Annotated in this window: 20 protein-coding genes; 10 read left to right on the forward strand and 10 right to left on the reverse strand. The window is 37.1% G+C overall.

Annotated features, from left to right (window positions below):
- Window position 1: 1 nt before the first annotated feature.
- Window positions 2-247, reverse strand: coding sequence for a hypothetical protein (locus DES48_RS12245; protein ID WP_113869595.1), 246 nt, complete (start codon window positions 245-247; stop codon window positions 2-4).
- Between the two features lie 223 nt (window positions 248-470).
- Here DES48_RS12245 and DES48_RS12250 point away from each other — a divergent pair, with 223 nt between their 5' ends.
- The 4 genes from DES48_RS12250 (at window position 471) to DES48_RS12265 (ending at window position 3,516) form a co-directional block, all read left to right on the forward strand.
- Window positions 471-1,208, forward strand: coding sequence for a hypothetical protein (locus DES48_RS12250; RefSeq protein WP_113869597.1), 738 nt, complete (start codon window positions 471-473; stop codon window positions 1,206-1,208).
- 5 nt (window positions 1,209-1,213) lie between these two features.
- Window positions 1,214-1,963: a hypothetical protein gene (locus DES48_RS12255; protein ID WP_113869599.1), complete on the forward strand. Its 750-nt coding sequence runs from the start codon at window positions 1,214-1,216 to the stop codon at window positions 1,961-1,963.
- Window positions 1,964-2,054: 91 nt separating this feature from the next.
- Entirely contained in the window at window positions 2,055-2,849 is a 795-nt protein-coding gene (pdxK, locus tag DES48_RS12260) for a pyridoxine/pyridoxal/pyridoxamine kinase (RefSeq protein ID WP_113869601.1), read from the forward strand.
- Between the two features lie 211 nt (window positions 2,850-3,060).
- Entirely contained in the window at window positions 3,061-3,516 is a 456-nt protein-coding gene (locus DES48_RS12265) for a DUF2188 domain-containing protein (RefSeq protein WP_113869603.1), read from the forward strand.
- Between the two features lie 34 nt (window positions 3,517-3,550).
- Here DES48_RS12265 and deoC read toward each other — a convergent pair whose 3' ends face one another.
- From deoC to DES48_RS12305, 8 genes are all read right to left on the reverse strand, one after another.
- Window positions 3,551-4,222, reverse strand: a complete 672-nt coding sequence (gene deoC, locus DES48_RS12270; RefSeq protein ID WP_113869605.1) for a deoxyribose-phosphate aldolase — start codon at window positions 4,220-4,222, stop codon at window positions 3,551-3,553.
- A 13-nt stretch (window positions 4,223-4,235) separates the two neighbouring features.
- Entirely contained in the window at window positions 4,236-4,646 is a 411-nt protein-coding gene (gene cdd, locus DES48_RS12275) for a cytidine deaminase (RefSeq protein WP_113869607.1), read from the reverse strand.
- A gap of 27 nt (window positions 4,647-4,673) precedes the next feature.
- The gene (locus tag DES48_RS12280) at window positions 4,674-5,501 is read right to left on the reverse strand and encodes a purine-nucleoside phosphorylase (RefSeq protein WP_113869609.1); all 828 of its coding nucleotides are present in this window, start codon (window positions 5,499-5,501) and stop codon (window positions 4,674-4,676) included.
- 13 nt (window positions 5,502-5,514) lie between these two features.
- Window positions 5,515-6,696, reverse strand: a complete 1,182-nt coding sequence (gene deoB / locus DES48_RS12285) for a phosphopentomutase (protein ID WP_079707930.1) — start codon at window positions 6,694-6,696, stop codon at window positions 5,515-5,517.
- Window positions 6,697-6,717: 21 nt separating this feature from the next.
- Window positions 6,718-6,882, reverse strand: a complete 165-nt coding sequence (locus tag DES48_RS12290; protein WP_079707931.1) for a XapX domain-containing protein — start codon at window positions 6,880-6,882, stop codon at window positions 6,718-6,720.
- Window positions 6,883-6,943: 61 nt separating this feature from the next.
- Window positions 6,944-8,248 carry a pyrimidine-nucleoside phosphorylase gene (locus tag DES48_RS12295; protein WP_147232415.1) on the reverse strand — a complete coding sequence of 435 codons (1,305 nt, stop codon included), beginning with the start codon at window positions 8,246-8,248 and terminating at the stop codon, window positions 6,944-6,946.
- Between the two features lie 38 nt (window positions 8,249-8,286).
- Window positions 8,287-9,483 (reverse strand): NupC/NupG family nucleoside CNT transporter, encoded by a 1,197-nt coding sequence (locus DES48_RS12300; protein ID WP_079707932.1) that lies wholly within the window; start codon window positions 9,481-9,483, stop codon window positions 8,287-8,289.
- Between the two features lie 640 nt (window positions 9,484-10,123).
- The gene (locus tag DES48_RS12305; protein WP_079707933.1) at window positions 10,124-10,849 is read right to left on the reverse strand and encodes a GntR family transcriptional regulator; all 726 of its coding nucleotides are present in this window, start codon (window positions 10,847-10,849) and stop codon (window positions 10,124-10,126) included.
- Window positions 10,850-11,272: 423 nt separating this feature from the next.
- On the opposite strand from DES48_RS12305, the gene DES48_RS12310 reads away from it, so the two are divergent.
- From DES48_RS12310 to DES48_RS12325, 4 genes are all read left to right on the forward strand, one after another.
- A complete protein-coding gene (locus tag DES48_RS12310; protein WP_113869611.1) occupies window positions 11,273-12,700 on the forward strand; it encodes a PTS mannitol transporter subunit IIBC in 1,428 nt (475 codons plus the stop codon).
- A gap of 209 nt (window positions 12,701-12,909) precedes the next feature.
- Window positions 12,910-15,036: a BglG family transcription antiterminator gene (locus tag DES48_RS12315; protein ID WP_113869614.1), complete on the forward strand. Its 2,127-nt coding sequence runs from the start codon at window positions 12,910-12,912 to the stop codon at window positions 15,034-15,036.
- A 14-nt stretch (window positions 15,037-15,050) separates the two neighbouring features.
- A complete protein-coding gene (locus DES48_RS12320; protein ID WP_079707936.1) occupies window positions 15,051-15,485 on the forward strand; it encodes a PTS mannitol transporter subunit IIA in 435 nt (144 codons plus the stop codon).
- Window position 15,486: 1 nt separating this feature from the next.
- Window positions 15,487-16,644 (forward strand): mannitol-1-phosphate 5-dehydrogenase, encoded by a 1,158-nt coding sequence (locus tag DES48_RS12325; RefSeq protein ID WP_113869616.1) that lies wholly within the window; start codon window positions 15,487-15,489, stop codon window positions 16,642-16,644.
- 56 nt (window positions 16,645-16,700) lie between these two features.
- Here the strand turns inward: DES48_RS12325 and glf are convergent, their stop codons facing one another.
- The gene (gene glf, locus DES48_RS12330) at window positions 16,701-17,801 is read right to left on the reverse strand and encodes a UDP-galactopyranose mutase (RefSeq protein WP_113869618.1); all 1,101 of its coding nucleotides are present in this window, start codon (window positions 17,799-17,801) and stop codon (window positions 16,701-16,703) included.
- A gap of 230 nt (window positions 17,802-18,031) precedes the next feature.
- Between glf and DES48_RS12335 the strand changes: the two genes are divergently transcribed.
- Together DES48_RS12335 and DES48_RS12340 are read left to right on the forward strand one after the other, a co-directional pair.
- Complete coding sequence (locus DES48_RS12335; protein ID WP_113869620.1) at window positions 18,032-18,901, forward strand: LysR family transcriptional regulator; 870 nt, start codon at window positions 18,032-18,034, stop codon at window positions 18,899-18,901.
- Between the two features lie 171 nt (window positions 18,902-19,072).
- A complete protein-coding gene (locus DES48_RS12340) occupies window positions 19,073-21,994 on the forward strand; it encodes a glycoside hydrolase family 3 protein (RefSeq protein WP_245911439.1) in 2,922 nt (973 codons plus the stop codon).
- Window positions 21,995-22,030: the final 36 nt, after the last annotated feature.

Raw genomic sequence — 22,030 nt, forward strand, 5'->3', positions numbered from 1 at the left:
CTTACTTATCCTCCGTAGTTTCAAATTTACGTTTTGGCTTAATGATAATACTTGAAATAATGAAACCAATAAGCGCCCCTACTAATCCATAGTACAATGGTTTAGGCTCTTCATTCGGAGCGATAAAGTAAGCACCTAGTGTTAGTGCACTCGTAATAACTAATGCAAGCAGTAAATCTTTTATATTAACTAAATCTGCCCATACTTCAATATTTTCCTGAGAGTGTGGCTGCTTATTATGGTGCACAGTTTTCACTCCTTCATTATATAGATAGTAAAAGTTATTAGAAATTTTATTATAAAGTAATTAAAATGGACAATCAATCTTATTGACGTGATAATCGTCACAATTTTACCACGTGAATAGCTATCCCTAAAAGTAGTTTGCATTTTTCTAAACGGTATATACGTTGAGCTAATTAACTGTGTTACACTAGTTGTACCATATTTAGTAAATTAGGAGGATTACTATGCAATGGGAGTTGCCAAATATTATTCAATTAATTTTTATCATAATTAGTTGGTTCCTTTTCTTTTTCATTGGATTCTTTGTTATTCGCAAAAAACAAAAAGAACGTCCAAGAATATGGGTCGCTTTCATTTTACTATTAATTGGTTTGTTTTCATTCTCTGTTAACTTACTTTGGGATGGACTACTGCTACAGATAAGTATTTTACCTCTAGGAGTGTGGTTGGTATTTCTCATTTATTATTTTCAGGATCAACATGCTGCTTTTTATAAGCATCAAAATAGGTGGTATCGACATCGACCGTATCTTTGGCTTGGCTTCTTTACTAATTATCTATTTCTAATAATGATGGTTCTTGCACATTTACTATTTTCACTTGTATATCCGAGTAAGCAGCTTATTACCTTTATTAGCGACTCAGGTGGAGCGTCTACCCTAAGAATACATAATACAGCTGAAACAAAAGTATTTGATAAGCAAGCTTTACAAACCCAATTACATCAAGCTCAGCTACAACAAGTCGATGGAGGAGAGTGGTTCAGTAGCTCAGATCCAACCTTTAACCATGGAGAAGTAAATGAAAAGTTTGCCTATATACTTATAGGAACGAAAGCAAAATGGGGGTCTAATCTTGAACCGCTCATTTTTGTAGAAGATAATGGTAAAGGGTTGTTGATTCAGACGGAACAACAACAATATTATTTTACACTTGATCAATCTATTTGGGAGGAGGAATAAACCATATGACAAAAAAACGTTTTGCTTGGCGTACCGGTATCCTCGTGGTGTTAGCTTTCGGGATTATTAGTAGCTATTATTTCTTTTCCCTTACACCTCCTGGGCCAATCCCTTCTACCAATAAATTACTTAAGACATTAAATCAAACGATTAAAGACAATAGCTACGAAGAACGTGACATCAAAGTAAGTTCCATTCAGGATACCAAAAAATTAGACGATAACACCATCTTTACTCCATTCAAAACAAGTAGCGGTTCCTACGGGTACGGTGTATTTACATGGGAAAGACTTCATTGGAAAGTTCATTCCATGGATACAGAAGGTACACCTGCATTCGTTTCAGTTGATTCAGATGATCCAACTACTTATTTTTTTGTATGGAATTTTGATCCTGAAGAACCGGTTAGTACATTGTATTTTTATTTCTTACAAGATCGAAATTATAACATGGAAGCTTATTTTCCTGGTGTACAGATGGAGCAACAAGTAACCATTAACTCAACTGATTATGGAAGTTTGGAGTTCCCCACAGAATGGCGTTACCTCTTAACTGAGGGGAAGGATCCTAATAACAAAAGTGTCTTTTCTACTTCTCCTTCATTTACTCAATTAGGTTGGCTTGCAGAAAATAGCAAAGGAGAAGTGTTCAGTCCTAAAAAAACGGTGCGGTACGATAACTTTTCATATATGGATAAACGTACCAATGATAATTTTTATTTTAACCAACTATATGAAAATGATTTAGAAAAATGAGAAACTATCTAGAGAAACAGATATTTTCTATTCATCCTCCAGTGTGATAAAGTATAAAGTAGAGGAACTAAAGCTTTAGGGGGCATAAACAATGAAAAAAACACTAACATTAGCAGGCTCTGATTCAAGCGGTGGAGCTGGTATTCAAGCTGATTTAAAAACATTCCAAGAGCATGCGGTATATGGAATGACAGCACTAACTTCAATTGTTTCAATGGAACCAGAAGATTGGAGTCATCAAGTGACGCCAATTGAAGTAAACACAGTTGAAAAACAACTAAAAACCATCCTGTCTGTTGGCATTGACGCGATGAAAACGGGGATGCTTGGTACAGTTGATATCATCGAACTAGGTGCAAGAGAAATAAAAGCCAATGGAATTGATAAAGTTGTTATTGACCCAGTAATGGTCTGCAAAGGGGAAGATGAAGTCCTTCAACCAGAAAACACTGATGCAATGCGCGCATTATTGTTACCACTAGCAACTATTACAACGCCTAATTTGTTTGAAGCAGGCCAACTAGCACAAACTGGTCCGATTAAAACAATTGACGGCATGAAACAAGCTGCAGAAAAAATCATCTCGCTTGGTGCACAAAATGTAGTTATCAAAGGCGGCAAAGCACTAGACCATGAGAAAGCAGTTGATCTTTTCTATGATGGTAATGAACATGTACTATTGGAAAGCGAAAAAGTAGATACAACGTATACGCACGGTGCAGGCTGTACATTTGCCGCTGCTATTACTGCTAATCTAGCAAATGGAAAAACAGTAAAAGAATCTGTTATGGCTGCCAAAGACTTCGTTCATGCTGCCATTAAACATGGATGGAAGTTAAATGAATTTGTTGGGCCAGTGAAACATGGTGCATATAACGAACAATAATCTATTTTCTTTAAAACGAAGTCAATTTGGCTTCGTTTTTTATTATGAAATTCGGGCGAAGTGACCGCTATAGAAGCTTAAGTGACCGTAAATCACCTCTAACTGACCGCGGCTCCATTTTAAGTGACCGAAACACCTACGTTATGACGATGTTACCCTCGTTTATTTCTCTCATAATCGGGTAAACCTCCATACAAAGGAGGAATTTTTTATGCCTTGGGATACAACTGATTATCCTAGTTCATTTAAAAATTTAGACACAGCCGTTCGGAAAAAAGCGATTGATATTGCCAACGCGATGCTTGATGAAGGGTACAGTGAAGGTCGAGCGATTCCTATTGCTACAACGCAAGCAAAACAATGGTATCGTGATGCCAGCGAAAAGGAAATTAATCAGGTCAAAGAAATGAGCGATAAATCGTTACGTCATCGTGATAATAATCCGGAAGATGGGCGCCCAGAATTAATGGAAAAAGGGGAGCATGTCCTCCCACATGAAAAAGGTTGGTCCGTGCAAACGCAAGATGCAAAACAACCAGCTCATGTTTATAGGAACAAAGATGATGCAATTGATCGCGCGAAAGGTATTGCGAAAAATAAAGGAACGGCAACCATTGTCCACGACCAAAACGGAAAAATACTACGAAGACATCAATACTCGCACTAAAAAAGATCTACTAGCTAAAGTAGATCTTTTTCCTTTAATAATCACTATTAGATGTTTCACCTTTAACAATCGCCACACTAGCGCTTGCTCCGATTCTTGTTGCACCAGCTTCAATCATTGCTTGAGCGGTTGCTTGATCACGGACACCGCCTGAAGCTTTCACACCTACATGGGCTCCAACTGTTTTTCGCATCAATTGAATATCTTCCACTGTTGCACCGCCAGTTGAAAATCCAGTAGACGTTTTAACATAATCTGCACCAGCTTCTACTGCTAACTTACACGCTATTTCTTTTTGTTCATCAGTTAATAAGCACGTTTCAATGATTACTTTCACTAATGCTTTTTTATTAGCTGCATCCACTACCGCTTGAATATCAGCTTTCACTAAATCAGTATCGCCATCTTTCAACGCACCAATATTAATTACCATATCTACTTCCGTTGCACCCTTACCGATGGCATCTTTTGTCTCAAATACTTTCACTTCTGATGTTGTTGCTCCTAAAGGAAAGCCAATTACCGTACAAACTGCTACATCAGAACCTGCTAAGAGGGTTGCTGCTTCTTGCACCCATGTTGGATTCACGCAGACGGAGTAAAAACCATTATCCTTCGCTTCTTGGCATAATGTTGTAATTTGATCTTTTGTCGTATTTGGCTTTAACGCCGTATGATCGATTTTACTTGCTAGGGTTGTTGCCATCTGTTCTCCTCCTTTATTTTGCATTAGATAAATCATCAGCTAAAAATGCACCCGGCAATAGCTCGCTGACAGTTGTTTCTGATACATCACCTTGTAAATTAGTTAACACAACTTTCATATCTGGCTTACATAACTCGGCAATTACTTGACGACAAGCTCCACAAGGCGATACCGGGCGATCGGTATCTGCCACAACAACAAGCAGATCAAATTCACGTGCTCCTGTTGCATAGGCACTAAATAACGCTGTGCGTTCTGCGCAATTTGCTACCGAATATGCAGCATTCTCAATATTACACCCATGAAAGACTTGTCCGTCTGTTGTTCGCAGCGAAGCGCCTACTTTAAATTTTGAATAAGGCGTATAGGCCAATTCACGGGCGGCTTTCGCTTCTTCAATCATTTTTTCTTCTACAGCTGCCATGTTACTTCCTCCTTGAATATAACATTTTTATAGGAGCTTATTCATACGTGTTAATACTTCTTTTACAAAAGTTAAGAAAGATTCTCTTACTTTTTCTGTCGTTTCTATAACTTCATCATGCGATAATGGCTGATCAAGAATACCCGCTGCCATGTTAGAAATACATGAAATGCCTAAACAATCCATACCTGCATGACGAGCTACAATAACTTCAGGAACAGTGGACATACCTACCGCGTCTCCTCCAAGTGTTCGTAGCATGCGAATTTCGGCTGGTGTTTCATAGCTCGGCCCTGTATTCCAAACGTACACACCTTGTTTTACATCTAGATCCATGTCTTTCGCTGCTTGTTGAGCGATTTGTTGTAGCTCTTTGGCATAAGCTGTTGACATGTCTGGAAAACGAACACCTAGTTGTGATTCATTTGGTCCGATTAATGGATTTTGTCCTGTATTATTAATATGATCAGTAATCAACATCAGATCACCTGGATTTAAATCAGCATTTACGCCTCCAGCAGCATTGGTAACCACAAGCTTCTCCACACCTAATGCTCGCATAACACGAACGGGTGAAGTTACTGCTTGAACATCATATCCTTCATAAAAATGAAAACGTCCTTGCATCGCGATAACAGGAACACCCATTAACGTTCCACTAACTAACTGACCAGCATGTCCTTCTACAGTGGAAACTGGAAAACCTGGAATTGTTTCATATTTAATTTTTACTGGATTTTCAATTTCGTCAGCAAGCATACCTAAGCCAGAGCCTAAAATTAACCCTACTTTCGGAGCACCGGAAAGTTTTGCTGAAATAAACGAAGCTGCTTCTTCAATTTGTTGAAGATTCATCAGACTTTCCTCCTTACTTAATGTCTTTTAGAAAACTAACGCCATGTGCAGGCATTTTAACTTTAAAGTTCTCGGCAACTGTTGCGCCAATATCCGCAAATGTGTTTCGCAATGATAACTCTTTACCCTCTGAAATTCCTTTATGATGGACGAGTAATGGAACATACTCACGTGTATGGTCTGTTCCATGATGAACTGGGTCGTTCCCATGGTCTGCAGTAATTATGAGTAAGTCATCATCATTTAATTTCTCTAATACTTCCGGTAAGCGTTTATCAAACGTTTCTAATGCTTTTCCATAACCTTCTGGATCACGACGGTGACCATATTTTGCATCAAAATCAACCAAATTCAAGAAGTTCAAACCATGAAAATCTTTCTCCATTGATTGAATGAATTTTTCCATACCATCATCATTATCTTTGGTGCGGATCTCTTCGGTGACGCCTTCTCCATCATAGATATCAGAAATTTTACCTAGCGCAACCACATCGTAACCTTCATCTTTTAAATCATTCATTACCGTTCTACCAAATGGTTTCAACGCATAGTCATGTCGGTTCGATGTACGTTCAAAAGCACCTGGCTCACCAACAAATGGACGAGCAATCACACGACCTACCATATACTTATCGTTCTTCGTTAATTCACGTGCAATTTGACAGATTTTATACTGCTCTTCAATTGGCACAATATCCTCGTGTGCTGCAATTTGAAGGACAGAGTCTGCAGATGTATAGACAATTAATGCGCCTGTCTCCATGTGTTCTTTGCCTAGTTCTTTAATAATCTCTGTTCCAGATGCAGGTTTATTTCCAATGATTTTTCTGCCTGTTTTTTCTTCTAATTGTTGTAACAAGTCATCTGGAAATCCTTCAGGAAATGTTTGAAATGGCTGATCAATATATAGACCCATGATTTCCCAATGACCAGTCATGGTATCTTTTCCATTCGACGCTTCTTGCATTTTAGTGTAATGTGCTAATGGCTGCTCTGCCTTCTCGATGCCTTGAATTTCTCTAATATTACTTAGTCCCATCTTTCCAATCGTCGGCATATGCAAACCATTCATTTTTTCAGCTATGTGCCCTAACGTATCTGCACCAACATCATTAAATTGCCCCGCATCTGGTGCTTCACCGATACCAACCGAATCCATCACGATTAAGAAAACACGTTTAAATGATGAACTCATTTTTATCCCTTCCTTTCTTTGTTAAAAAAAGCTCTTAATCCAATCTCCTATGATACCGCCAAAGTAAACCCCTGCTACACCTAGCACACCAGCAAGTACTGGTGGTGCTGGCAATGGCAGTTTCAGAAATTTAAATACAATGCCTACACTTATGCCTGCTACTAAAGCTAAGATTAATTCTTTCATCTGTTCTCTCCTAGTTGCTATTTTACCTGCCGCTTAGTTAGATGTCCAACCTTTACCACCTTTATTGGTCAATAACACCGTAAACCAATCGATTTTCTGCAGGCTCTTGCTCCGTAATCGTATAAGCTTGCTGAATTTTTTCAATTACCTCAGCTACATCTGCTTTGTTACTGTGGATGGTTACAATGGATTCTCCTTCTTTAACAGGATCACCAACTTTTTTCTGTAATACCAACCCAACAGCTAAATCAATGGTTGAGTCTTTGGTAATCCGACCAGCACCCAACATACTTGCTGCTATGCCGATTTCATCCGCAATGATATCTGAAATGTAACCATCAGCGGTTGCTTTCACTTCCATTTGGTAAGCAGCTGTTGGTAGTTTAGTCGGGTCATCTACTACAGATGCATCACCACCTTGAGAAGAAAGAAATGTTTTAAATTTCTCAATCGCCTTACCAGATTGAATGGCATCTTCCAACATTGACCGAGCTTCTTCAATTGAGTTTGCTTTATTCGCTAAGTAAACCATCTGGCTTCCTAATGTTAAGCAAAGCTCATGTAAATCTGCTGGCCCATGACCATGTAGTGTATCAATTGCTTCTTTTACTTCTAGAGCATTTCCAATGGCAAAGCCAAGTGGTTGATTCATATCCGAAATGACAGCAATCGTGTTTCTACCTGCGCCATTTCCGATTTGGACCATTGCTTTAGCCAATGCTTTTGCATCGTCTAGTTCCTTCATAAATGCTCCAGAACCTGTTTTTACATCTAGGACAATCGCATCTGCGCCAGAAGCAATTTTTTTACTCATAATGGAGCTTGCAATCAGTGGAATTGAATTGACTGTTGCAGTTACATCGCGTAGGCTATAGAGTTTTTTATCTGCTGGAGTCAAATTACCACTTTGTCCAACGACTGCAATTTTATTTTTATTCACTAATTGATTAAATGTCTTTCCGTCTAATTCAACTTGAAAACCTTCTATTGATTCTAACTTATCGATTGTTCCGCCTGTATGCCCAAGACCGCGTCCAGACATTTTAGCAACAGGAACACCTACAGCTGCTACTAATGGCGCTAAGATTAGTGTGGTCGTATCACCTACACCACCAGTACTGTGTTTATCTACTTTAATTCCATCAATGTCCGACAGATTAATTTGATCTCCTGACTCTACCATTGCCATCGTGAGGTTTACACGTTCTTCTGTTGTCATATCTTGAAAATATAACGCCATCGCTAAAGCTGACATTTGATAATCTGGAATTTCATCATTGGTATAACCCGCAATAACAAAGTCAATTTCTTCTTTGGTTAATGCTTGCCCATCTCTTTTTTTTGCGATTACATCTACCATTCTCATTCGTCTCATCCTTTCTTTTTCCATTCTTACTTTACTTTTTAAAAGAACATACCTGCTATCGCGGCACTTAGTAAGGAGGCTAGCATCCCAGCAGCTACGGCACGGAGACCTAATTGAGCAATATCTTTGCGACGATTTGGCGCTAAACCACCCAAACCACCTAACAAAATAGCCATTGAACTCAAGTTAGCAAATCCACATAACGCAAAACTTACAACTAGATTTGTTTTTGCTGATAATGACGCCATTTCCGGTGCAAAACTAGCATAAGCAACAAACTCATTTAATACAAGCTTTTGTCCAATGAAACTTCCTGCTTGAACAGCCTCAGACCAAGGAACACCAATAGCAAATGCAAGAGGTGAAAAAATGTAACCTAAGATACCTTCTAGTGTAATACCACCAAATATTCCTAATATACCATTAATCAAAGCAATTAACGCAACAAAAGCTAGTAGCATTGCACCAACATTTAGCGCTAGCTTTAACCCATCACTCGCACCTTTAGCCGCTGCATCGATCACATTAACTGTGTCATGATCTTTTTCTAGTTGAATATCGTCTGTTGTTTTTAACGTCTCCGTCTCAGGCATAATAATTTTCGCCATAATTAGTCCACCTGGCGCCGCCATAAAGCTTGCTGCCAATAGATATTCAAGTGGTACACCTAATAAGGAATAACCAATCAATACCGAACCAGCCACGGATGCTAGTCCTCCTGTCATAACAGCAAACAACTCAGAACGAGTCATTTTCTCTAGAAATGGTCGAACAACAAGCGGTGCTTCTGTTTGTCCAACAAAGATATTAGCGGCAGCAGACATCGATTCTGTTTTACTTGTTCCTAACAGTTTTGATAATCCACCACCTATAATTTTGATAAACCATTGCATAATACCTAAATAGTATAAAACTGAAATAAGCGCAGAAAAGAAAATAATAATCGGAAGTACATGAAACGCAAAAATACTTCCATATTTATCGCTGTTTGCTAATTCACCAAACAAAAAGCTAATTCCTTCGTTAGCATAATTAATGACATTCTGAACACCTAACGTAAAGGCTTTTAAAGCATTTTGACCTGCTTCCCATTTTAACACAATAAAGGCAAAGACAATCTGAATGGATAGTCCTCCTAATATGGTGCGTAATTTAATCGATTTTTTATGTGAAGAAAACAGAAATGCAATTGAAAGCACAACTATAATTCCAACTATACCCCATAATAAGTTCATGAAAATCACTCTCTTTCTATAAATTGTTTAACCACAAGTTTTAATATTAACAACTTTATTCTTCCTATGCCATCAGTTCATATAGTTGTTGGCCAAACAAACCAAATGAAAGGGCATACATTTAAGGACAATTTCATTGTAAAGGTAAGACGTCCAACAAGTCAATGACTTTTTAGTGGATATAATTTGATTAAGAGTTTATAATTCCCATTTTGGGTGGTACACTATTGAAGAGTTTAACGGGGGAAGTCCAATTGAAAAAGCTGAAAAGATGGTTGTTTACGTCCAAAAATGACCTATCTACATTAATCGCAGCACCCATTACATTGGTTTTTTTCACTTAACACTCCATCTTGTTCCATCAACAATTGCTTCGTCTATCATCTATTCATCAGCACTTTTATCAACCACATTAGCTTTTGTGTTAGGAGAGAAAAACAAAAATTTCGATAATCATTACCCTTTAGTACTTATATTTGTTCTTATGCTAGTGGTAGTGATCGATGTAATCATTTGATACAATTACGAAAAATAAAAATATCCCCCTTGCAATAGACAGCGTAGCAAGCATAATACTGTCTATTGTAGAGAGACATGGGCTTTTATTTCACCTTTGTTGACAAGATTGTAGCGTTTGAAATTAAAAGACTCGTTTTCTAAATACATTAAAACTTACTTGATCAGATCGAAAGAAATTCAGCGAATATAAAATAGGTCGGTCTGCTAAATCAAAGTGAATTTGTTTTAAAACTAATAAAGGTATATTTTTCTCGCTTTGAAGGATATCCGATATTTCGTCGTGATATCCAATTGTATGGATATCTGCTTTCGCATAACTAATCGTGATCCCAGCATCTTCTTGCAGCGAGGAAAGCATCGATTCTCCTTGCAGTTTATAGCCTTTCTCTAAAAGTGTTGCCGGGATTTTATCGATACAGTATACAATAGGCTCTTGGTTCGCCGTACGAACACGTTTGACAAGAAACACTTGTTCATTTTTCTCTAAATGCAATTCTGAAATATCGTCGCTATGCGGATCAACATAACCAGTAAACAACAAATCAGTCCCCGGTTCTTTACCTTCACGTTTAATCATGTCGGTAATACTAAACAACTCTTCAATCCCACCGGAGAAAATGGGCTTTTTATTTACAAACGTCCCTACACCATGCTTGCGAACAATAATATTTTCTTCTTCTAATATCCGTAACGCTTCTCTTAATGTGTTTCTTGAAACATGCAATTGCTTGGAAAACTCGGCTTCCGATGGCAGACGCTCACCAGGTTCTAGTTCCCCGTCTTTTATTTTTGATTTTATTTGTTCAATTACAACAAGATATCGTGGTGTCTGATAATTATAATCCATTGTTTCCTCCCCTTTTATAGTTTAATGTTTTTGCACGCACAATTAGTTAATAATACAACTATTATAGCATGAATAAGGCTATGTACTTAGTAAATTACTGTGAAAGGGTAACAAGCACTTAATGTAATCTTAACAAATTACTTCTTATGTTGCCTTTTCGTACGCTTAAAGCAATTTTAATTTCTATTATTTTTGTATTGTATGCGTATTTTATAAAAATTAATAGGTTGTGACATTCTAAACTATGAACAACATCTAAGGTTAATAATAAAGGGTTTTTTTAACTTTACACTTATTTAATTGTGTCAACAACTCATTTGACAAAAGAAGCTTTAGAAAAGATTGAACACGGTATGTAATCGCTTTATTATTAAGCTATAGGAATTATTAATAACTATTTAACGATGGAAAGGGGAAGAAAAGATGGCGAAAAAAGGGGTTCGTGCAAAAGTTCAAAAGTTTGGCGGCTACTTAAGCGGCATGGTCATGCCAAATATTGCAGCATTTATCGCATGGGGACTTATTACAGCACTATTTATTCCAGATGGTTGGTATCCAAATGAAACATTTGCGCAACTAGTTGATCCAATGATTTTCTATCTATTGCCACTATTAATAGGTTTTACCGGTGGTCGAATGGTATATGAGAATCGAGGGGGCGTCGTTGCCGCTATTGCTACAATGGGGGTTATCGTTGGAGCTGGAGGAATCGGTGGAACACCAATGTTCTTAGGAGCAATGATTATGGGACCACTAGCAGCTTACATTATTAAACTAATCGATAAACCTATTCTCCCTAAAGTTAGACAAGGGTTAGAGATGTTATACAATAACTTCTCAGCTGGAATCATAGGTGGAGCACTTGCATTATTAGGGGTTAAAGGGATTGGACCAATTGTAAGTGGATTGAACTCTATTCTAGGAGCAGGAGTAGAAGCGATCGTCAACGCTGGTTTATTACCGTTAGCAAGTGTTTTAGTTGAGCCTGCCAAAATACTATTCTTAAACAACGTAATCAACCATGGAATTTTTACTCCTTTAGGTACAGAACAAGCATTAGAAGCAGGGAAATCAATCCTGTTCTTAATTGAAACAAACCCTGGACCAGGTTTAGGGATCTTACTGGCATTTATGGTATTTGGAAAAGGAGCATCTCGAAGCTCTGCACCAGGAGCGGCGTTTATTCACTTTATTGGTGGGATTCATGAAATTTATTTCCCTTACGTTTTAATGAAACCAACGTTAATTCTAGCAGCTATTGGAGGAGGCGCAAGTGGTGTCCTAACATTCTCCTTATTGAATGCAGGTCTTACCGCTTCTCCATCTCCAGGTAGTATTATCGCATTAATGGCTATGACACCACGTGGTAATTATTTCGCTGTTATCCTGGGAGTTATTATTGCGACAGTTGTATCATTCTTAATTGCTTCACTTATTCTAAAAACAAGCAAACGAAAAGATGAGGAAGATATCTCTGAAGCAGCTGACAAAATGGAAGAAATGAAAGGGAAGAAAAGTTCTGTAGCAGACTCATTTGCTGGACAGTCAACAAATCAAGTAACGCCAGCAGAAAACGTAAATAAAGTTGTCTTTGCTTGTGATGCTGGTATGGGGTCAAGTGCTATGGGAGCTTCATTACTAAGAGATAAGTTTAAAAAAGCAGAGCTCACTGACATTGAGGTAACGAATACAGCGATTAATAACTTACCTAGTGATGCAGATATTGTGGTAACGCACAAAGACTTAACTGATAGAGCTAAAAATAAATTACCTAATGCACAACATGTATCCGTAGAAAACTTCTTAAATAGTCCTAAGTATGAAGAACTCGTCCAGCAGTTAAAAAGATAAAGATCTTTTATAGCCTTACGGTCAATCATCTTAATTGACCATAAGGCTATTTATAAAAAAGAGTTATTAAATAATGTCAGCATCTAAACGGTCGAAATTAGTGGTAAAACGAATTATTTGGTTTAAAAAAGTTGGTTTAGTATCAAAGATGTTACTTGGAAAGCTTTTTAAATTTTGTCATGAAGCTTTGTGTGTAGTATCTATAGGGGGTGAAACGCCTGTATATCTCAGGACGCGAACGAAAAATCATTGACATTTTACTCGATAGTACACAAGGTGCCACCATTCAGACACTAGCAAATCAATTAGATGTTAGCGGAAGAACGATTCACCGAGACTTAAAGAATGTGGATAAAGTACTACAAAAATACCAACTCAAACTAAACAAAAAGGCAGGAATTGGAGTTAAAATTGATGGCAATGTAATGAATAAAAAAAAGCTAGCGCAATCAATCTCCACCGTAGAATACACAGACTACACTCCTGAAGAAAGGCAAGCTATCTTACTTGCCACATTATTAGAAGCAAGTGAACCAATTAAATTATTTACATTAGCAAAAGAATTAGAAGTTACCATTGCAACAATTAGCAATGATTTGGATAAACTTCAAAATATCCTAACTACGTATCAACTAACAATTATTCGCAAGCGTGGTTTTGGAGTAAAAGTAGATGGTGAAGAAACAAATAAACGTGCCGCATTGAGCTTTTTAATTTCGACATATATTAACGAGTCGGATTTCCTTACTTTCATTAAAGAAAACATTGAAAAAAGGGGGAATCAACCAATTGATACTATCTCGGAGCGCTTATTGGGGCTTGTAGATCAAGAAAAACTAAAACCAATTGAGAAAAGTATTGAACGCGTCAGAGAATCTCTTCCTTATGAATTTGCAGATAGCTCATATATTGGCCTTGTTGTACACTTAGCACTTGCGATGGAGCGAATACAACAAGGAGATGCTATTCGCTTTGACCGAAAGTACCTGGCAGAGATTAAAAATACTAAAGAATATAAAATTGCTCAACAGATTATTACCGACCTTGAGGGTTCATTTGAAATGAAGATACCCGTAGATGAAATTGGCTACATTACCATGCATTTGTTAGGTGCTAAAATCCGTTCAGACCACGAGTACTTAATTGAAGATTCTTCAATTAACATTGCTATAAAAGTAAAAGAGCTTATTCAGTATGTTGGTAATGCATTAAATATAGATCTGAGTGATAACCTAAACTTATTTCACGACTTAATCACACATTTAAAACCGGCAATCTATCGAATGCAAAAGGAAATGCTTATTAAGAATCCTTTATTGAATGAAATAAAAACCGATTACCAAAAGCTATTCAACATTATCAAAAATGGTTGTGAAAAAACGTTTCATACTATCTATTTCCCTGAAGAAGAGATTGCCTATTTGGTTTTGCATTTTGCCTCAGCAACGATTCATTATAGTCAGCAAACTAAACTACACGCTTTGGTAATTTGTTCAAGTGGAATTGGAACTTCAAAAATGCTTGCATCACGTTTAAGTCAAGAAATAACAGAAATAAGTACAATAGATAACCGCTCATTGTTTGATTTACAGATGATTAACTTAGAGGATTATGATTTGATTATATCTACCATCCCGCTAAAAGATTTAGTTGGTGAGTATACGCTAGTTTCACCCATTTTAACACCAAACGAAATTGATAAAATTAAATCAATTGTCCAACGAAAGAAGCACTACAGTTCTAAGAAAACTAATACGAATCAAACTCAAACCGCTTCTGCTGAAGACAGCATGACACAGCATCAAATTATATCTCGTATTGAACGTATGCAAGTGTACTCGCAAATTACGTTAGAACTACTTTCAACGTTTCGTTTAGAGTATTTGCAAAAAGCAATGACTAAAGAAGAATTATTAACAGTAGTTTGTAAAGATGCACAAGACGCACAGCAAATAAATGAAATAGAACCTGTAATCCACGCTTTATTGGAAAGAGAAAAACTAGGTGGGTTGGGTATCCCAAATACCTCAATGGCGCTGTATCACACAAGACATAAACAAATAAAGAAGCCTACTTTTATCATTTATGCTTTAAATACAGAACATGCGTTGACAGTACATGGGATGGATAACAAGCAAATGCAGGCAGATACGATCATGTTTATGCTAGCACCTACAGAAATAAGTGAAGAAATATTGGAATTATTAAGTTATTTGAGTGGGCTTATTATAAGGAATCAAGAAAGTATTAATTTATTTCAATCAAAAGATGAAGCTAAAATTAATCAATTCATCGCTCACCATCTAAATAAATTTGTTAACGATAAATTAAATTAAGGAGTGCATATGAAATGGCAAAAGAAATTTTAACAAAAGACAATATTAGATTAGGTGCAACAGTATCTAATAAAGAAGAAGCTATTCGTTTTACTGGGAAAATCCTTGTAGACAATGGTTATGTAGCTCCCTCTTATGTGGATAAAATGTTAGAACGAGAAAAAGTTACTTCTACTTATATTGGAAACAATGTTGCTATCCCACACGGTACAGAAGATGGGAAAAGTGCAGTAAAAGAAACTGGTTTATCTGTAGTCATCGTTCCGGATGGCGTTGATTTTAATGGTAATACAGTCAATATTCTTATTGGTATTGCAGGAAAAGGAGACGAACACCTCGAGATTTTATCAAAAATCGCATTAGTATGTGCTGATGAAGAGAATATACAAAAACTTATTCAGGCTTCAAGTAAAGATGAAATCATTACTCTTTTTAGTGAGGTGAACTAATATGCAAGCTGTCCATTTTGGCGCCGGAAACATCGGTCGTGGTTTTATTGGTATGCTACTCAATCGTGCAAATTATCATACAACTTTTGTGGATGTTAACGATGCAATCATTTCTGAGATAAATAAAAAACAACAATACACTGTCGTTTTAGCTGATGAAAACAAACAAGAAGAAACGATAACAAATATCAATGGCATTAATAGCAAAGACAATCCATCCGAAGTTGTAGCTGCAATTGTTAACGCTGACATTATTACAACAGCTGTTGGGCCGACCGTTTTGCCAATCATCGCAAAGCTACTTGCTGAAGGCCTCTCAGAGCGATTACAGCAAAATCAACAACCGTTAAATATCATTGCATGTGAGAATATGATTGGCGGGAGTGAACTTTTAAAAGAAAAAGTACTAGAACATGTTGATCTGAAAGATAAAACTGCATTTGAATCTATCTTCGCTTTTCCAAATGCCGCGGTAGACCGGATTGTACCAAATCAAACCAATCAAGAATTATTAACGGTGGCTGTAGAACCTTACTATGAATGGGTCGTGGACGCTTCAGCCATCAAAGGGGTTAAACCTAATATTACAGGCGTTACGTATGTAGATGATTTGAAGCCTTATATTGAGCGTAAATTATTCACGGTAAACACCGGACATGCAGTTGCTGCCTATCTAGGGTATAACCTTGGATTTGAAACTATTAAACAAGCAATGGATAATTCTAAAGTTTCTTCTCTTGTTAAATCAACTTTAAAAGAAACTGGAAATATATTAATTACACAATATGGTTTTAAAGAAGAAACACATAATCAATATATTGAAAAAATAATCGCACGTTTCTTGAATCCACATATTTCGGATGACGTCACTCGTGTAGCACGAGGGCCTTTACGCAAATTAGGTAAAAACGATCGGCTAATTCGTCCAGCTATATTGCATCTTGAAATATTAAATGAGGAACCAACTTTTTTAGCTAAAGCCATTGCAGCTGCACTTCAATATGATTATGCGGCGGATGCCGAAGCTGTATCTTTACAAGAGAAAGTGAAAGTAAAAGGTTTTGCTGGTGCTTTGCGAGAAGTTTCAGAATTACCTACTAATTCTCCATTAATCCCGATAGTAGAAACACAAATAGAACAATTAAAAAAAATGCACTAAACCAAACAACCACGCTTTTACATTGGGAAAAGCGTGGTTGTTTGGTTATCCTGCGACTAATCCAATTCACGAGTTACAGTCGCTAAAGCAGCTCCAATTACTTGATGCATATCATAGTATTTATATGTAGCTAGTCTCCCGCCAAAAATAACATTTACCTCCTGCTCTGCTAATTGTTTATATTTTTGATAGATTGCTTCGTTTCTCTTATCATTAACCGGATAATATGGTTCGTCACCAGGATGCCATTCGCTTGGATATTCTTTTGTAATCACTGTTTTATCTTGCGTACCAAATTCAAAGTGTTTATGTTCAATAATCCGTGTATAAGGGGTCTCTCGATCGGTATAATTCACTACGGCATTTCCTTGATAATTGGCCACATCATCTAATACTGTTGTATCAAATTGCAGGCTTCGATAAGCAAGCACACCATGTTGGTAATCATAGTATTGGTCAATCATGCCAGTAAACACAATTTTATTTGCTAGGTTTGACCATTTTTCTTTATCCTCAAAGAAATCTACATTTAATGTTACATCTACACCTTCCAACATTTTTTCCACCATCGCTGTATAACCGCCTATTGGAATCCCTTGATAGCGGTCATTAAAGTAATTATTATCAAATGTAAAACGAACTGGAAGTCGCTTGATAATAAATGCAGGCAAATCTTTCGCTGCTCTTCCCCATTGCTTTTCTGTATATCCTTTAATCAGTTTTTGATAAATATCTGTACCAACTAAAGATATGGCTTGCTCTTCTAAATTCGTTGGTTTGCTAATCCCAGCTGCTTCTCTTTGCTCTTTTATTTTTTGCTGTGCTTCTTGAGGTGATGTAACCCCCCAAAGTGTATAAAACGTATTCATATTAAAAGGAAGATTGTAAAGTTCTCCTTTGTAATTCGCTATCGGTGCATTGGTATAGCGATTAAATGTGGCAAATTGGTTTACATAATCCCATATTTTCTTGTTATTCGTATGAAAAATATGCGCACCATAGCGATGTACGTTAATTCCTTCCACTTCTTCCGTATACACATTTCCCCCGATATGGTCGCGCTTATCGATGACTAAACACGTTTTCCCACGCTTGGAAGCTTCGTAAGCGAAGACAGCCCCAAATAATCCTGCACCGACGATTAAGTAATCATACATATATTTTGCTCCTTTTAATCCATAGTCTTGTATTTAAATAGAATTACCATTTAACATTATTGATTTTATTCTTCCATATTGTCATATTTTTGACAACTAATGAACGTAATGTGTTAGATTTACTTACCTTTTACCCTACACAAAATCAGAAAATTGGTCTATCATATTATTTAAAAGTCTGTGCGTTATTAAAGAATAAACTACCCCGCTGCAAACGAAAGGACCTTAGTATGAACACAGAGGCATTAGAATATTTCATTAAAGTATACGAAGAAAAAAGTGTTACTGCTGCGGCTAAAGAACTATATATTACTCCCCAAGGTGTTAGCAAAACGATTAAACAATTGGAATTAGAATTAGAAGCAGAGTTGTTTTTCCGAGGGCCTAGAGGAATGGAAGCTACAGAAGCTGGAGAGTTGCTACATGCAAGAGCGAAGCACATCCGATATTTAATGAAGGACATAAAAAAAGAAATTAGTGTGATTAGTGGGCGCAAAGGGGTACTTAACTTAATTGTCACCTACTCTGCCACTGCCTACTTCCCTGTTGATTTTTTATACCAGTTTTCACAAGCACATAATGATATTCAAATTAAAATTCGAGAAGTACCCGATGAAAGCCCTACTGGAAAAGTATTTCAAGATGAAGCAGACGTTGGACTTGTAATGGGGCATAATGATTTTGAGAATTGTGAACATGAACAAGTTACGTACGGTGAGGTTGTCTTAGTGGTTAATAAACAGCATAAGTTGGCTAATAGAGATGAAATTTCTATCCATGAATTAACTGACGAGTCATTTGTTTTAAAAACAACTGCCAAAGGTCATGACCATATCTTTGTAGAAGAGTGCCTTAATCAAGGGTTTACACCAAACATCGTACATGAGTTTGGTAATATTATATCCGCCCACCGTTTAGTAGAAATAAACAATTTCGTAGCCGTGTCTGTCGATTTTGTAGAAGAATCATTGCAAAATCCCCAATTAAAGATCGTTAAACTAAAAGAAAAACTTCCACAAAATATTTATTTAGTCACGAGAAAAAGAGGGTTTCAATCTGAAGCGGTATCTTTATTCCAACATTATATAAAAAATTTCTAAAACCGTTTAACGTCATCTTTATGTTAAACGGATTTGTTTTACCATCAACAAAAAGTTGTTTCCAAGTAACTTTTCGTTGATGGTTATTTATATATGTATGCGTTAACATGAAAAGTGTAGTCATGAAAGCACGTACATCATGATTTAAATCATTCATTAGGAGGGAATCTTGTGAGTAAAACAAATGGGAAAAAAGTCTTTGCAATCGCTTTAAGTATTATGCTTGCACTTATTATTGCTACAATTATAGCACCTTTCTTTGTAAGCCTTTCAGAATTGGTAACAAGCTTTATTGTTGGCACTTCCATTCTTGCAATTGTAATATTTATTTTTGCATTTATATGGACTAAAAGGAATAAAACGGAGAAGAAAAATAAGCGGCGTGTACTTGTCAGTTTATTAAGTATTGCTTCGATTGCAGTTATTGTCCTTAATGGCGCAGTATTAAATTATGTCGGTGTTATCGATCAATACTTATCTGCAGCAGAAGTTGACGAAGAAGCAGTTGCTGCAGCAGAAGCGGATTCAAAAGCAATGACTGAAAAAGTAAGTGATGAAGGAATGGTATTATTAGAGAACAAAAACAATGCCCTTCCACTAGACACTGCAAATGAAAGTGAAAAAAATGTAAACGTATTCGGACAGGCTTCTGTTAAATTAGTTTACGGCGGAAGTGGCTCTGGGGCCGGAGATGAAAGCAATAACATCAATTTACAGCAAGGGTTAGAAAATGCTGGTTTCACAGTTAATGCTGATCTAACTGATTTTTATCAAGAACACAAACCAGAACAAGAAGAGCAAAATAATTTTAATTTAGATGGAGGCGATTACACATTAAGTGAACCTGCTCCAAGCGATTTTTCTGATGAACTATTAACTAGTGCAGAAGAATTCTCTGATGTTGCTTTAGTTACACTTGCTCGTTCTGGTGGTGAAGGTGGCGACCTCCCAATGGAAACGTCAGAATATGGCGGATCCGAAGATCGCCATTACTTGGAAATATCAGAAGCGGAACAAGAAATGATCGATATGGTTACTTCAATGGACTTCGAAAAGGTAATTGTGGTTATCAATTCTAGTAACGCAATGGAACTTGGTTTCCTAGAAAATGAAGGTATTGATGGAGCTATTTGGGTAGGTGGACCGGGATCTACTGGAATGAACAGCTTTGGTAAAATCCTAGCTGGTACAGTTAATCCATCTGGACGATTAGCAGATACGTATGCGTATGATGTGACATCTTCACCAGCATTTTATAATCAAGGTGATTTTAAATACACCAATACCGAACATACTTCCACACAAAAAATGGGTGGTGGTGAAAGTCAAAAATTCCGTACATTCTTAAATTATGAAGAAGGAATTTATGTTGGCTACCGTTATTACGAAACACGTTATGTAGATAATGAAACAAGAGAAGTAGATGAAGCAGCATACAGTGAAGCCGTTCAATATCCATTTGGATATGGTCAAAGCTATACAGACTTTACGCAAGAAATTACCGACTACACCACCACAGATGACACAATAACCATGACCGTGGATGTGACAAACACAGGTGATGTAGCTGGTAAAGAAGTCGTACAACTCTATTATACAGCTCCATACTATGAAGGCGAAATAGAAAAATCGCATGTGGTTCTAGGCGCGTTTGATAAAACGGAAACATTAGAACCTGGAGCAACAGAAACGATCACATTAGAGTTAGCAGTAGAAGATATGGCCTCTTATGATTATGCAAATGAAGGAGCCTACGTATTAGATGAAGGCACATACAACATTAAATTAATGAACAATGCACATGAGGTAATCGATTCTAGAGATTACGAAGTGTCTGATAGAACAGTTTACAATGAAGGTAACAAGCGTGACAGTGATCAAGTCGCTGCAACCAATCAATTTGAAGATGCACAAGGCGACCTTACTTTCGTTTCTCGTGCTGATTGGGAAGGAACGCTACCTACAGAACGTACTGAAAATAAAGAAGCATCTCAGGAATTAGTCGAAGCACTACAAAAACAACCAGTAGAAAATAATCCTGACGATGAAGATGTAACGTTTGCTGATCATGGATTAGATCTAGAAGATATGGCGGGTCTACCGTATGATGATCCACAATGGGACCAGTTATTAGAGCAACTTAGTGTAGCAGACATGTCTAAATTAATTGGACATGGTGGTTATTCAACGGCAGAAATTGAATCGATTAACAAACCACAAACGATTGACTATGATGGACCAGCAGGTATCAATTCATTACTAACAGGGTTAAACGGTGTGCAGTTTATGAGTGAAGTTGTGCTTGCATCCACTTGGAATACAGACTTAGCTCAAGAAATGGGAGAAACACTAGCAAACGAAGCAGAAGTTCATAATATTAGTGGACTATATGCACCATCAATGAATATTCACCGCACCCCATTCTCTGGAAGAAACTTCGAATACTATTCTGAAGATGGATTCTTATCTGGAAAAATTGGCGCAGCTGAAGTAGCTGGAATTAATTCCAAAGGTGTTTATACGTATATTAAACACTACGCATTGAATGACCAAGAAACCAATCGTGATGGCGTAGCAACTTGGTCTAACGAGCAAGCAATTCGTGAAATTTATTTAGAGCCTTTCGAGCTTTCAGTTAAAGAAGGCGGCTCTACCGCTGTCATGTCCGCCTTTAACCGTATCGGAACTGTCTGGGCTGGTGAACATGAAGGTCTATTACGGGATGTATTACGTAACGAATGGGGATTCAGAGGAATGGTCATCACTGATATGGATGTCTTCCCTCATATGCATCCCGACCACGCAATTCGAAACGGCGGCGATCTCATGTTATCACCAGTTGGGGATGAACCGACTGAAGAAACAACAGAAACAAATACTGGGCATCAAGCAATGCGCCAAGCAAGCCACAATATCCTTTATACTGTTGCAAACAGTAACGTCTTTGACGTTAAGACTGATGTATACCCACTTTGGGCTATGTTCTTAGGAATTGGAAATGTGTTAGCGCTGGGCCTTATCGCACTTGGATTCTATAAAATAGCTTATAGAAAACCAAAGCAATACGCTACAGATAACCCTGAAAATATATAAATCAGCAATATAATTGAAAATAATTAGCGGTACCTC

Origin of the sequence: Paraliobacillus ryukyuensis (assembly GCF_003315295.1) — a bacterium.
GTDB lineage: Bacteria > Bacillota > Bacilli > Bacillales > Amphibacillaceae > Paraliobacillus > Paraliobacillus ryukyuensis.

Coding starts and splice junctions, on each gene's coding strand:
- DES48_RS12250 (WP_113869597.1), top strand. CDS start 471: ATGCAATGGGAGTTGCCAAATATTATTCAATTAATTTTTATCATAATT.
- DES48_RS12255 (WP_113869599.1), top strand. CDS start 1,214: ATGACAAAAAAACGTTTTGCTTGGCGTACCGGTATCCTCGTGGTGTTA.
- pdxK (WP_113869601.1), top strand. CDS start 2,055: ATGAAAAAAACACTAACATTAGCAGGCTCTGATTCAAGCGGTGGAGCT.
- DES48_RS12265 (WP_113869603.1), top strand. CDS start 3,061: ATGCCTTGGGATACAACTGATTATCCTAGTTCATTTAAAAATTTAGAC.
- deoC (WP_113869605.1), bottom strand. CDS start 4,222: ATGGCAACAACCCTAGCAAGTAAAATCGATCATACGGCGTTAAAGCCA.
- cdd (WP_113869607.1), bottom strand. CDS start 4,646: ATGGCAGCTGTAGAAGAAAAAATGATTGAAGAAGCGAAAGCCGCCCGT.
- DES48_RS12280 (WP_113869609.1), bottom strand. CDS start 5,501: ATGAATCTTCAACAAATTGAAGAAGCAGCTTCGTTTATTTCAGCAAAA.
- deoB (WP_079707930.1), bottom strand. CDS start 6,696: ATGAGTTCATCATTTAAACGTGTTTTCTTAATCGTGATGGATTCGGTT.
- DES48_RS12290 (WP_079707931.1), bottom strand. CDS start 6,882: ATGAAAGAATTAATCTTAGCTTTAGTAGCAGGCATAAGTGTAGGCATT.
- DES48_RS12295 (WP_147232415.1), bottom strand. CDS start 8,248: ATGAGAATGGTAGATGTAATCGCAAAAAAAAGAGATGGGCAAGCATTA.
- DES48_RS12300 (WP_079707932.1), bottom strand. CDS start 9,483: ATGAACTTATTATGGGGTATAGTTGGAATTATAGTTGTGCTTTCAATT.
- DES48_RS12305 (WP_079707933.1), bottom strand. CDS start 10,849: ATGGATTATAATTATCAGACACCACGATATCTTGTTGTAATTGAACAA.
- DES48_RS12310 (WP_113869611.1), top strand. CDS start 11,273: ATGGCGAAAAAAGGGGTTCGTGCAAAAGTTCAAAAGTTTGGCGGCTAC.
- DES48_RS12320 (WP_079707936.1), top strand. CDS start 15,051: ATGGCAAAAGAAATTTTAACAAAAGACAATATTAGATTAGGTGCAACA.
- DES48_RS12325 (WP_113869616.1), top strand. CDS start 15,487: ATGCAAGCTGTCCATTTTGGCGCCGGAAACATCGGTCGTGGTTTTATT.
- glf (WP_113869618.1), bottom strand. CDS start 17,801: ATGTATGATTACTTAATCGTCGGTGCAGGATTATTTGGGGCTGTCTTC.
- DES48_RS12335 (WP_113869620.1), top strand. CDS start 18,032: ATGAACACAGAGGCATTAGAATATTTCATTAAAGTATACGAAGAAAAA.